The sequence below is a fragment of the Dyadobacter fanqingshengii genome, from assembly GCF_023822005.2.
Lineage (GTDB): Bacteria > Bacteroidota > Bacteroidia > Cytophagales > Spirosomataceae > Dyadobacter > Dyadobacter fanqingshengii.
In genome coordinates, this window is sequence record NZ_CP098806.1 from 604,698 (window position 1) to 617,497 (window position 12,800).

The 12,800-nt window shown below is 45.8% G+C and carries 9 protein-coding genes; 5 read left to right on the top strand and 4 right to left on the bottom strand.

Annotated features, from left to right (window positions below):
* Entirely contained in the window at positions 1 to 903 is a 903-nt protein-coding gene (rbsK, locus tag NFI81_RS02530) for a ribokinase (protein ID WP_234614451.1), read from the bottom strand.
* Between the two features lie 9 nt (positions 904 to 912).
* On the bottom strand, positions 913 to 1,512 hold the full coding sequence (locus NFI81_RS02535; RefSeq protein ID WP_234614450.1) for a class I SAM-dependent methyltransferase: 600 nt from the start codon (positions 1,510 to 1,512) through the stop codon (positions 913 to 915).
* A 148-nt stretch (positions 1,513 to 1,660) separates the two neighbouring features.
* Between NFI81_RS02535 and NFI81_RS02540 the strand changes: the two genes are divergently transcribed.
* The 4 genes from NFI81_RS02540 (at position 1,661) to NFI81_RS02555 (ending at position 9,604) form a co-directional block, all read left to right on the top strand.
* Positions 1,661 to 3,433 (top strand): DUF885 domain-containing protein, encoded by a 1,773-nt coding sequence (locus tag NFI81_RS02540; protein ID WP_234614449.1) that lies wholly within the window; start codon positions 1,661 to 1,663, stop codon positions 3,431 to 3,433.
* Positions 3,434 to 3,571: 138 nt separating this feature from the next.
* Entirely contained in the window at positions 3,572 to 5,893 is a 2,322-nt protein-coding gene (locus NFI81_RS02545; RefSeq protein WP_234614448.1) for a PSD1 and planctomycete cytochrome C domain-containing protein, read from the top strand.
* A gap of 40 nt (positions 5,894 to 5,933) precedes the next feature.
* On the top strand, positions 5,934 to 7,388 hold the full coding sequence (locus NFI81_RS02550; RefSeq protein ID WP_234614447.1) for a DUF1501 domain-containing protein: 1,455 nt from the start codon (positions 5,934 to 5,936) through the stop codon (positions 7,386 to 7,388).
* 44 nt (positions 7,389 to 7,432) lie between these two features.
* The gene (locus NFI81_RS02555; RefSeq protein WP_234614446.1) at positions 7,433 to 9,604 is read left to right on the top strand and encodes a c-type cytochrome domain-containing protein; all 2,172 of its coding nucleotides are present in this window, start codon (positions 7,433 to 7,435) and stop codon (positions 9,602 to 9,604) included.
* 6 nt (positions 9,605 to 9,610) lie between these two features.
* Here the strand turns inward: NFI81_RS02555 and NFI81_RS02560 are convergent, their stop codons facing one another.
* Both NFI81_RS02560 and NFI81_RS02565 read right to left on the bottom strand, forming a co-directional pair.
* A complete protein-coding gene (locus NFI81_RS02560) occupies positions 9,611 to 10,789 on the bottom strand; it encodes an AGE family epimerase/isomerase (RefSeq protein ID WP_234614445.1) in 1,179 nt (392 codons plus the stop codon).
* A 126-nt stretch (positions 10,790 to 10,915) separates the two neighbouring features.
* A complete protein-coding gene (locus NFI81_RS02565) occupies positions 10,916 to 11,245 on the bottom strand; it encodes a hypothetical protein (protein WP_234614444.1) in 330 nt (109 codons plus the stop codon).
* Between the two features lie 220 nt (positions 11,246 to 11,465).
* Between NFI81_RS02565 and NFI81_RS02570 the strand changes: the two genes are divergently transcribed.
* Positions 11,466 to 12,749 carry a PQQ-dependent sugar dehydrogenase gene (locus NFI81_RS02570; RefSeq protein ID WP_234614443.1) on the top strand — a complete coding sequence of 428 codons (1,284 nt, stop codon included), beginning with the start codon at positions 11,466 to 11,468 and terminating at the stop codon, positions 12,747 to 12,749.
* Positions 12,750 to 12,800 lie beyond the last annotated feature (51 nt).

Genomic DNA, 12,800 nt, shown 5'->3' on the forward strand with positions numbered 1-12,800 from the left:
TTATAAGGATGTCAGCTCGTGCAGATAGGGTGCCGAATTCTGTGCGCCAATGCGGGTGACAGATATTGCCGCTGCCTTACATGCGAAACGGCAAGCTTCCGGCCAATCTTCTCCGGAGGCCAGCGCGGTTAAAATTGCGCCATTGAATACATCGCCCGCAGCAGTGGTGTCCAGTGCTTTCACCTTATGGGCAGGGATAATTTCAGCATATTTTTTATTGGACAAATAAACGCCCGCGCTGCCCAATGTAATGATAACATGCGCTATACCGGCCTGATGAAAATAGCCCGAAGCTTTTTGCATCGTTTCTGCATTACCGGGATAAATGCCCGTCAGAAGTTCGGTTTCGGTTTCATTGGGTGTAATTAGATGTATGCTTGCCAGCAACTGCTTATCCAGCGAAGCCGCCGGAGCAGGATTCATGATAACCTTTATGCCCATACTGCGGCATTTATCAATGATATAGGTTATAGTTTTCAGAGGAATTTCCAGCTGGATCAAAGCGAAATCTATGTTTTGAAAAATTTCGTCTGGAAGATCAGAGGGATGCAGATTCATGTTCGCGCCGGAGGCCACTACAATCTCGTTTTCACCATTTGCATTGACCGTAATCAGCGCAATGCCGGAAGCATGATCGGCTGTTTCGATCAGATATTGAATGTCGAGGCCTTCCTTTAAAAAACCTTTTTTCGCCTCCTGGCCAAAAAGGTCCTTACCAATTTTAGCCACAAACCGAACATTTGCGCCCAGCCTTGCGGCTGCAACAGCCTGATTGGCACCCTTTCCACCGGCATTCATCAAAAATTCCCCTCCCAAAACAGTTTCGCCGGGCTTTGGAAAATCGGCGGTTTGGACGACCATATCCGTATTTGAACTTCCGATAACAAGGACCTTCTTTTTCATTGATTCAATTCATCTTTTCCTGGCCACCAAAATCCCTAAACCGTGATGCTCAGGATAATTGTACAGCTTATGACCCGTTTTTTTTGCAAGATCCTTCACAGCCCTGCGCACTTCCGGAAAGCTTTCCGTATCGTGAAAAATGGTGCAATCACTATGGTTCGCAGCCCACAGGCCACATTCAAATGTTTCGTTGTAATTATGAACAATGTCAACGTGGGCCAGGTTATAGCGCTGATTGTCAGTTGCTATCCAATCTTTATAATCTGATTTTATGAGTTTAATGTTTGCGTAAGGAGCCAATCGACGACTTGTTTCTTCAAAATGCTCATTTTTATTAACCGTATGAATATCGCCCTCAAAAGTATCAACGCCGGTTACCGCCTTGAAATAGTTTGAAAAAACAACGGAAGAATATCCAAATTCAACGCCAAACTCAATGCAACGGTCCCGCTTCAAATCAAATTGGTCGATAATGTCTTCCACGATCAGCTCTAATCCTTTCCACGCTGAAACAATTTCCAGCATATTTTCCGGCTTCCTGAAATTCTTCGGTTTATACGGCTTAATGTCCTCAATAAAATTCTCCCTGATGTAAGTCCTCAGTCCCATGGCTGTTGATTTTGTACGAATGCAAACCTATGATAAATAATTAAAACGCGAACAACTGATTTTAAGCGTAGAAATCCGATCTTTAAAGAATCCGTTACTTTCTTAGACAACAGCAGGGTTGTTTGGCAATCCGCAAAATGATCAGACCATGTTTAAACTTATCGTATTGACTATTTTTTTAGGCGCCGCTATGCAGTCTTGCCAGCAAAAATCCGAAAAAGATGAGGCATTAGCGCCTGTTAAGGATGTTTTTGCCAATTATTATGAAGAGCGCCTCGCATTATTCCCGCTGGAAGCAACGATGAATGGCGATAACCGTTACAACGACAAAATGTCTGACGACCTTACCAAGGCTGGAAAATTGAAGGCAGAAACCTTCTTCAAAAAATACCAGGCTGAGCTGGCCAAATATGACCGGGAAAAACTGACGGACGAAGAAAAAACGAGCTGGGACTTGCTGCAATGGGAATGTAACATGAGCCTAGAAGGCCTGAAATTTCCTACCGAGCTGATGCCTCTGAACCAGATATTCTCTACCCATTTAATGATTGGTCAGATGGCCAGTGGTGGTAGTTTGCAGCCATTTAAGACGGTTAAGGATTATGAGAACTGGCTTAAACGCGTGGACGGATTTGTGGTTTGGTGCGATACGGCGGTTGTGAATATGAGAAAAGGGATAAAAGAAGGTTATGTTTTGCCTAAGCCGCTCATTAAGAAGATGATCCCGCAACTGGCTGATATGGATCATGGGCCAACGGCAGGGCACCTTTTTTATTCACCTGCCAAAAATTTCCCGAAAGATTTCTCCGCTGACGATAGAGGCCGTTTAGAGAAAGAATATGCGGCAATGGTGGAAGGGAAGATTATCCCGACTTTTAAGAAACTGCACGATTTTGTAGAAAAAGAATATTTGCCCGCGGGAAGAAGCACGAATGGTTTTGATGCACTGCCTAATGGGAAAGCGCTTTATGATTACTACATTAAATATTTCACAACCACTGAAATGACTGCCGACCAGATCCACAAAATCGGCCTGGACGAAGTTGCGCGGATTTCCGGTGAAATGGAAAAGGTAAAGCAGCAGGTTGGTTACAAAGGCGATCTGAAATCCTTCTTTAATGTGGTAAGGGAGGATAAGAAGTTGATGCCATTCAGCAAACCGGAAGAAGTAATCGTGCATTTCAATAAAATTCACGAGACAATGAAGCCAAACCTGCAAAAGCTTTTTGAACTAACCCCGAAAACGAAGTTTGAAGTGCGTAGGACAGAGGCATTTCGGGAGGGCTCCGCTGCGGCAGAATACAATCCAGGCTTGGCGGACGGCTCGAGGCCCGGCGTTTTTTACGTTCCGGTTCCGGACGCGAAGAAATACAATGTGGTTTCGGATGAAAGTCTTTTTTTACACGAAGCGATCCCTGGTCACCATTATCAGATTTCTCTGCAACAGGAAAACAAAAATTTGCCCGATTTTCGTAAAAACCTGTGGTATAGCGCTTATGGCGAGGGCTGGGCGCTCTATTCCGAGTCGCTTGGTAAGGAACTGGGCCTCTACACCGATCCTTACCAGTATTTCGGCATGCTGAGCGGCGAAATGCACCGTGCGATCAGGCTGGTTGTGGACACAGGTCTGCATTCCAAAGGCTGGACGCGCGAACAGGCTATCCAATATTCGCTGGATCATGAAGCAGAATCGGAGGAGAGCATTACGGCTGAGATTGAAAGATACATGGCGGGTGGGGGACAAGCGCTTTCTTACAAAATCGGGCAGCTGAAAATAAGGGAGTTAAGGGCAAAAGCAGAGAAAGAATTGGGAGATAAATTTGATATTAAGGAATTTCACAAACTTGTGCTGGAATCGGGCTGTGTGCCCTTGAAACTGCTGGAAGACAAGGCAAACGCCTGGATCAGCGAGAAAAAATAAGTGTTGGGAACAGGAAAAACAGCATAGAGCAGGACAGTTGTCAAATTTGAAATTGACATTATTGTCCCAATAAATGTACATTTTTTTAGTTAATTAGTTATATTAAGTAAAAAAACGCGCTTTTCCTGAACCCACGATATGATTTTTAGAGGAAGATTGATTTTGACCATGCTGCTCGCTGGATCAGCTGTCTGTTTCCAGTCCTGCAACAAATCGTCAGAAAACACGGCTGTTGAGGAAGATATTCCAAAGGAGGTCAGTTACAACTTTGATATTCGGCCGATCCTTTCTGACAAGTGCCTGGCCTGTCATGGCCCTGACGCCAACAAACGCGAGGCCGGGCTGCGCCTTGATGTTGCCGAAAATGCATTCAAAGCATTGCAGGAAAATCCCAAAGCACATGCATTGGTAGCGGGCAAACCCGAACTTTCTCAGGTGTATCTGCGCATTACTACTGCGGACACCGCGCTTCGCATGCCGCCAACAGGCTCAAATCTCAAACTTACCCAACGCGAAGTTGACCTCATCGAAAAATGGATCAAGCAAGGTGCCAAATATGAAAAGCACTGGGCTTTTGTAGCGCCCAAAAAACCCGCATTGCCAGAAGTTGGTAATAAGGATTGGCCGAAAAACGAAATTGATTATTTCATTCTGGATAAACAGGAGCAAAAAGGTTTAGAACCCAATGCGGAAGCAGATAAAGAACGATTGCTGAAACGCCTGAGCCTGGATTTGACCGGCTTGCCGCCCACATTGAAAATGATGGATGAGTTCATGGCGGATAATAGTGCAAACGCATATGAGAAAATGGTCGATCAGTTGCTTAAAAATCCGGCATACGGCGAGAAAATGGCCATTCACTGGCTGGATCTGGCGCGTTACGCGGATTCGCACGGTTACCAGGACGACGGTTACCGCACGCAATGGCCCTGGCGCGACTGGGTGATCCATGCATTCAACAAAAACATGCATTATAACGACTTTGTAACGTGGCAGTTAGCGGGAGATTTGTTGCCGAACAGTTCCAAAGAACAGCTGCTCGCGACGGGTTTTAACAGAAACCATAAGATCACGGAAGAAGGCGGCGTCATCCCGGAAGAATACCGCATTATGTATGTGACGGACCGTAATGATCTGTTTGGTAAGGGATTACTGGGCGTTACGCTGGAATGTGCACATTGCCATGACCATAAATACGACCCGTTTTCCCAGAAGGAATATTATCAAATGTTCGCGTTCTTCAATAACGTGAAGGAAGTAGGGATTGAATCTGTGATCGGCGGGCCCGAAACTTATGCTAAAAAGCCTTTGATGGAGATTAGCAACCAGGACGTGAAGGATATTCTGACGTTCGTGAACAAACCGGATACGAACCGTCTGATCGTGTCTGTTATGGGTGATCTGGATACATTGCGGAAGACTTACATTTTAAAAAGAGGTGTTTACGATGCACCCGGAGATGAAGTGCAGCCTGCCACACCAACGTCGATTTTGCCTTTTGACAAAAATTATCCAAAAAACAGGTTAGGGCTTTCCAAATGGCTTTTTGATAAGAAAAACCCATTGACCTCGCGCGTTTATGTAAACATTTTGTGGCAGGAATTCTTTGGAAAAGGCATCGTCAAAACCTCTGGAGATTTCGGAATGCAGGGCGAGCTTCCCTCACATCCTGCATTGCTGGACTGGCTCGCGACCGATTTTATGGATCACGGCTGGGACATCAAGCGCCTTGTGAAACAAATGGTTACGTCTGCAACTTACATGCAGTCGGCCGTTGTAACGAAAGAAAAACTGGCCACAGACCCGGACAACATTCTGTTGGCGCGCGGGCCGCGTTACCGTATTCACGCCGAATTCATCAAAGATCTCGTGCTAGCCAGCAGCGGCTTGCTCAACAAAACCATTGGAGGGCCGAGCGTGAAACCCTATCAGCCTGCCGGACTATGGGAAGGTGCCACTTCGGGACGTGGTTTGCTATCGGTTTACAATCAGGATCATGGCGGTGCTTTGTATCGTCGTGGTATGTACACATTGATCAAAAGGACCGTCCCGCCTCCGACGATGAGCATTTTTGATGCGAGTAACCGGGATTTGTGCGAGGTGAAAAGGTTGAAAACCAATACACCATTGCAGGCGCTGGTCATGATGAACGATCCGGCTGTGCTGGAAGCTTCGCGCGTGCTGGCAGCCAAGCTTTTACAGGAAAAAAGTGAATCAAAAGATAAGATCACAAAAGCATTCCGCCTGATCGTTTGCCGCAAGCCAAGTGAAAAGGAACTGGACGTGCTGACTGCTTATTATGACAAACAATTGCAGTCCGTCAAGCCGGCAACTGCCGAGAAAATGGTTGCAGTAGGAGAGTATCCGTTGACAAAAAACCTGGACAAAAAGGCACAGGCAGCATTGATGCGCGTGATTTCCACCATTTATAATCTGGAAGAAACCATAACAAAATCTTAATGCCGACAGCCCGGGGCTGAAAGCAGAAGTTTGCAAGAATATGGAAAAGGAAATATTGGAACATGGGTTCAATTTTAACAGAAGGCGCTTCTTGTCTTCCATGAGCCTTGGGCTCGGGGGTGTGGCGCTCGGCTCTTTGCTGATGCCCGATCTGTTGAATGGTGGAGGTTTGGAAGAGGAGGGTTTGGCTCCCGGCATTCCGCATTTTGCTCCAAAAGCGAAACGGGTCATTTATTTATTCCAAAATGGCGCCCCGTCGCAGCAGGAACTGTTTGACTACAAGCCAAAACTGCGCGAAATGCTGGGCAAGGAAATTCCGCCTTCTGTGCGCGGAACGCAGCGCTTAACCGGTATGACGGCCAACCAGGCTTCGTTTCCACTGGTGGGATCATTCGTTGATTTCAAGCAATATGGCGATTCGCGTGCTTGGGTGAGTGATTTGATGCCCTACACGGCCAAGATCGTGAATGATCTGTGTTTTGTAAAATCAATGTATACGGAGGCCATTAACCATGATCCTGCGTTGACATTTCTGCAAACGGGTTCGCAGCAGGGAAACCGTCCCAGCATGGGTTCGTGGCTAAGCTACGGGCTTGGTAATGAGAACAAAAACCTTCCCAATTTCACCGTTTTACTTTCACGCGGCGTAGGAAATGGTCAGGGTGTTTATTCCAAATTGTGGTCCAATGGTTTCCTGGATTCAGTGCACCAGGGTGTGCAGTTCAGTAAGGGCGAGGACCCGGTCTTGTATCTGCGCGACCCCGAGGGAATGGATCGCCACGATCGCCGGGATATGCTCGATAACCTTTCACAATTGAATGATCTTTCTTACCAGGAGTTTGGCGATCCGGAAATAACGGCCAAAATCAAGCAGTATGAAATGGCTTACCGCATGCAAACCGCGGTGCCGGAAGTGATGGATTTGTCCAAAGAGTCTGACGACATTATCAAATTATACGGCCCAGAATGTCTTGTTCCAGGCACTTATGCCGCAAATTGCCTGCTAGCCCGGAAGCTATCCGAAAACGGTGTGCGGTTTGTACAACTTTATCACCAGGGCTGGGACCAGCATGGTAACCTGCCTTTTGAAATCACAAAACAAGCCATGGACGTGGATCAGGCGTCGGCTGCATTGGTTACCGACCTGAAACAGCGTGGGTTACTGGACGAAACGCTGGTGATCTGGGGTGGGGAATTTGGCAGAACCAGTTACACGCAAGGCAAGCTTACAGCCGATAATTATGGCCGTGATCACCACCCGAGATGCTTCACGATCTGGATGGCGGGCGGCGGCATTAAGCCGGGAATGGTGTATGGCGAAACCGATGAGCTGGGATATAACATTGCCAAAGATCCTGTGCATGTGCATGATTTTCAGGCAACTATTCTGCATCAGTTGGGCCTTAACCACGAAAAACTGATTTTTAAACATTTGGGAAGAAGATACCGGCTCACGGACGTTTCCGGAAAAGTGGTAAAAGACATTATCAGCTAAATGCCTCTCAGTAATCGATTGATCAATTTATCGGCTAAATTTTAATGCATTTGAGATTCAGGGTTTTTGCAGAGCAGTTACTAGTTGCCTCTAACATTGTCATTTTATTTTTACTGATTTTCGAAAGCAAACTGGTCATTCCTGCCTGGTTACAAACCGTCGGGCGCATGCATCCGCTGATCCTGCATTTCCCGATCGTGATTCTCGTCATTGCGATGCTGCTGGAATTTTTCAGATTTCAGCCTGAATATGCGGCCAATCAGTTCTATAAAAATTTCCTCCAAAACATGCTGCTGGTAGGTGCGCTTTTCGCCGCTGTTACGGTGGTTATGGGCCTGTTTTTGTCCAGAGAAGAAGGTTACTCCGGTGATGTTCTGACTTACCACAAATGGACTGGCGCGGGCATATTCTTTTTTGCATCATGCATTTATTTCGTTCGGAATACAAACTGGTATAAGGCCCCTGTTGCGAAGGCGGGCGCTTTTGTGTCGGTGGTGGCATTGGTGATGACGGGACATTATGGAGCCGCATTAACCCACGGCAGCAACTTCATCTGGGAACCGATTGACAGTCAGAAAACAATGGCGGCGGTTCCTTTGGAACAGGCGGTTGTTTTTACCCATGTAGTCCAGCCCATTCTGGAACAAAAATGCACAAGCTGCCATAATCCGGATAAGCTGAAAGGTCAGCTGAATCTCGAGAACGCTGAATCATTACTGAAAGGCGGAAAGTCAGGAAAATTATTTGTGGCTGGAAATCCTGAGGTAAGCTTGCTGCTGAAACGCGTTCACCTGCCATTGGATGACAAGAAGCACATGCCGCCAACAGGTAAGGCGCAGCTTACATTGCAGGAAATTTCTTTGCTTACACTTTGGGTTAAAAAGAATGCTGATTTCAAGAAAAAGCTGACTGAACTGCCCGCAACCGATTCGTTACGAATGATCGCAACGGCCTATTTAAAGCCGATTGAGCAGGAAATTGGATATAATTTTGATTTTGCGGACGAAGAAACCGTTGCCAAACTAAACACTGATTACCGCACCATTTTGCCGCTGGCAAGAGAATCCCCGGCCCTTGCGGTAAACATTTACAACACCGCAACTTACGATGTAAAGCAATTGGATGAATTGGGAGAAATAAAAAAGCAGGTTATTTCATTGAATTTGAACAAAATGCCTGTTAAAGACGCTGATCTTAAAAGCATTACGCAATTTGAAAACCTGCGCAGGCTGGATCTGAACTTTACCGATGTCACAGCCAACGGGTTGAAGACATTAGCTTCATTAAAACATTTACAAAATCTCACATTATCCGGCACAAAGGTCGATCTGAATGGCCTGAAAACGTTGCTGCCGAATTTGAAACCACTTAAAACGGTCGCCGTTTGGGACACAAAACTGACTGCTGCGGACGTGCTGAATTTGCAAAACGCAAATAAGAACATTGAAATCATAGGCGGATTCAAAGATGATGGCAAAAATCCTTTGAAACTAAACCCGCCGCAGGTAAAAAACAGCTCCACGATCTTCGCACAATCACTTAACCTGGAACTTCGTCACCCGATTAAGAACGTGGATATCCGTTACACGACGGACGGCTCGGAGCCAGACAGCGTTAACTCACCCTTATTTGATAAAATGCTGGTTACCAAAAGTGGGACTATTAAGGCAAAAGCATATAAAGAAGGCTGGTATGGAAGCGATCTGGCCATTTTTGTTTTTTTCAAAAGCGCTTATAACCCGGACAGCGTTAATCTGCTGGCACCTCTAAACCGGGTGCATCAGGCGGAGGGCGCCAAAACATTTTTTGATCATAAACTGGGTGTTATCGGTGCTAACAATCCCGCCTGGGCTAACAACTGGGCGGGCGTTAGGGACAATGACATGGCTTTTATATCCGAATTCAAAAAACCGATCCTGATCTCGTCACTCGGCGTGCACTATATGGTTGAAGAAGACACCGGCATCTTTCCCCCCGAATCCATTGAAATATGGGGTGGCGAGAATGCGCAAAGTCTGAAATTACTGACCAAATTCAAGGCTGGAATGCCGAAGAAAGGGGATAGGCCGAGTTTGCAAACGGTGGAAGGAACATTCAAACCGCAAAGCGTTTCTTACCTGAAAATCATTGCCAAGCCATTAAGCAAAATCCCGGAATGGCACCGGAGCAAAGGCAAAAAAGCGTTGCTGCTGGTGGATGAAATGTTCCTTAATTGATTAAAATCAGCTTTTCGAAACACGCCTGAGCATTTCCGCACACGCTCGCGAATTGTGATAGGGACATTTCCAGAAATTGATCTTGTCACCCTTGACGGGTGTGCCATCTGCCTTCACAGTGCCGTACCATTCGCCTTTGTCGTGATCCACGAATTTTTCCACAATGTAATCCCAGCTGCGTTCGGCTTTTACCTTGTATTGTTCGTCTTTGGTGAGCTGGTATGCATTATAAAAACCAACCATTTGTTCGGCCAAAACCCACCAGGATCTGTCGGTTTGCAAATGTTTGGTCGCCGGGTCATATTCGTAATTAAGCGCGCCGTCCGCCGCTAACCCCTTGCTGGCCGAATCGGCCATTGCAATTGACACTTTTTTCAATTTTTCAATCAGGCGTTCATCATGCAGGATTTCAGCCGTTTCGAACAAAAGCCACGAAGCTTCAATGTCATGTCCATAAGAAACAATGTGGTCTTTTGGGATCCATTTTTCATCAAAAAATAGCTCCATACTATTGGTTTGCGGATTTACGATGCGGGTAATGATCGCTTCCAGCATGTCCGAAGTTTGTTTTTTTAGTTTCGGATCCGGCCATACGCTGTATAAATTGGCATAAGCTTCGACCAAATGTAAATGCGTGTTCATGCTCTTGATCCATGGACTTTTACTTAAAATATAATCATCCGTTTTAGACCAGTCGCGCCCGAATGCCTCGCGGTAACCACCGTTAACTTTGTCAAAAGCATATTTTTCGATGACATTGAAAAGTTCTTTTGCTTTGTCTAATGCTGGCTGATAATGTGTAACGCGGTAATATTCACTTAATCCATACATTGCGAATGCATTGCCATAGATCTGCTTTTTGGTTTCCAAAGGCGTCCCGTCCGCTTTTACAGACCAATAAACGCCGCCGTGCTCCGGATCAAAGAAATATTTAACGAGCTGTTGATAAGCGCGGTCGGCCAATGTCAGATATTTGGCTTCTTTGAAAAGCCGGTGCGCAAGCGAGTAGGTCCATAATATGCGGCCCGTTAAAACAACGGAGCGTTCGGAGTCTTTAACGGCCTGGTTCTCGTAATTCACCCGACCATAGAAACCGCCTTTTTCAAGATCGGGTCCGTATTTTTCCCAATAAGTAAGGATGCTGAGTAGTTCTTTCTTAAATGCTTCGGGCGTAAATTCGGCCATGTTCCAATTCGTTTTTTAAAAAAAGTAATAGGCCAATCATTCATACTTATCATCTTTTTGCGCAGAAAGAACATAAAAAAACCGGGCAATGTGGCTGTCCGGTCTTATTGAATATTTCTGGGGAGACTAATCTCCCTGATTTTCCTCCAGGTTATCGTGGTTATCCCCACCGATGCTGTAATAGTTGTTTTCTTCGTCTTCTCTGCCAATCAGTTCGTCTTCGTCATCATCTTCTGATCCAGGAACGTCCAGGTCATCACCTACCAGATCATCGTCGAAGGATTTTTCGTTCCAATCATCCGATTCCAGCTCTATTTCACTTTTTACCTTTGAGATGTCTTCCGGATCAATATCACTATCAATTAAGCCCTGACGAAAAATGTCTTCTTCCGCGGGATAATTTCCTGGCAAATCGTCGTCAAACAAGTCATCGTCATCATCATCGAATGGATTCATAGCTCAAAAAATTTATTGGTTTGCTAGTTGTAAGTGAGGTTTTTTTCCTTCCACGTTTCAAAGATGTTAAAAAAATCCATTCCAATTTACATTTCAGCAAGGAAAATTGAGGCGGCATAACAAGTAATAAACTTTCGGTCGAATGCTTTCTATTATAGCTACAAATTTTACCAGCCAAATGGCTGACATTTCATTTATTTAACTCTTTATAACTCATTGCATGAGCAGTAATTTATCCAAAATCAAAGGAACATTTTTAGCATTAGCGGGAGCCACCGGCCTGTTTGCGTACACCAATGTTCCGGTTGATCCTCCTACATCCGGCAACAAAAAATTTCCCATTGAAGCCTCGGATCTCAAACTGCCCGCAGGCTTCACAGCGAAGATCCTGGCCACGGATCTGGGATCGACGCGGCATATGGTGATCGGGAAAAACGGTGATATGTATGTGAAACTTTCCAAACTGAAAGACGGGAAAGGAATTTACCACATCAAAGACACAAATGGCGATGGCGAAATCGAAGCTAAAACGCTGTTCGGTGACTATCCGGGGACCGGCATTGCGATTAAAAACGGCTTCTTGTATAGTTCTTCTAATAAGGGCGTTTTCCGCTATAAGCTAAATGAAAAAGAAGAAATTGTTGATTTTGAGAAGCCTGAAAAGATCATTGAAGGGTTAACGGATCATGGGCGTGACAATGCTAAGCCCATCGCATTGGATAATAACGGCAATATTTATGTCACAGTTGGTTCTTATAATGACAACTGCCGGGAGGCGGGGTCGGGCAAAGGCATGTCGCCGTGCAGCATTCTGGATTCGGCTGGCGGAGTTTGGAAATTCAAAGCGGATAAAGCCGGGCAGACTTTCTCAGACGGCGTTCGTTATGCCACGGGCGTAAAGAATGCAGTAGGGATTAATTGGGATGATAAAACCAATGCATTGTATGTCACCGTGCACGGCCGGGGTAAGTTTGACGATTTTTACCCTCAATACTATACGCCGAAGCAAAGTGCGGAACTTCCTGCCGAAACGCTCTACAAATTGAAGGAAGGCGATGATGCAGGCTGGCCTTACATTTACTATGATCATTTCCAGAACAAAAAGATCCTTGCCCCTGAATATGGTGGCGATGGCAAAAAAACGGCCGGCGAGAAAGCGATAAACCCTTTGGTAGCATTTCCGGCGCACCTGGGACCTAATGCGATCATGTTTTACACCGGGAGTAAGTTTCCTGCCAGATATAAAAATGGTGCTTTCATCGCATTCCACAGCCAGTCAGCCGAGTTGAAAAAAGGCTATATGGTTGCATTTGTGCCGTTTGTAAATGGTAAAGCGGGCAAATGGGAGATTTTCGCAGATAATTTCGCCGGGACAGATTTAGTAAAACCCACTGGCCCGATCCAGCACCGCCCATGCGGCCTCGCCCAAGGACCCGACGGCGCACTTTACGTAACCGACGATCTGAACGGCACAATTTTTAAAATTGACTATAAGAAGAAATAGGGCAGAAGCTCAGTTAACCATCAGCATGAACAATGGCATGAAGAGATATCT

Coding starts and splice junctions, on each gene's coding strand:
- NFI81_RS02570 (WP_234614443.1), top strand. CDS start 11,466: ATGAGCAGTAATTTATCCAAAATCAAAGGAACATTTTTAGCATTAGCG.
- NFI81_RS02565 (WP_234614444.1), bottom strand. CDS start 11,245: ATGAATCCATTCGATGATGATGACGATGACTTGTTTGACGACGATTTG.
- NFI81_RS02540 (WP_234614449.1), top strand. CDS start 1,661: ATGTTTAAACTTATCGTATTGACTATTTTTTTAGGCGCCGCTATGCAG.
- NFI81_RS02535 (WP_234614450.1), bottom strand. CDS start 1,512: ATGGGACTGAGGACTTACATCAGGGAGAATTTTATTGAGGACATTAAG.
- rbsK (WP_234614451.1), bottom strand. CDS start 903: ATGAAAAAGAAGGTCCTTGTTATCGGAAGTTCAAATACGGATATGGTC.
- NFI81_RS02545 (WP_234614448.1), top strand. CDS start 3,572: ATGATTTTTAGAGGAAGATTGATTTTGACCATGCTGCTCGCTGGATCA.
- NFI81_RS02555 (WP_234614446.1), top strand. CDS start 7,433: ATGCATTTGAGATTCAGGGTTTTTGCAGAGCAGTTACTAGTTGCCTCT.
- NFI81_RS02560 (WP_234614445.1), bottom strand. CDS start 10,789: ATGGCCGAATTTACGCCCGAAGCATTTAAGAAAGAACTACTCAGCATC.
- NFI81_RS02550 (WP_234614447.1), top strand. CDS start 5,934: ATGGAAAAGGAAATATTGGAACATGGGTTCAATTTTAACAGAAGGCGC.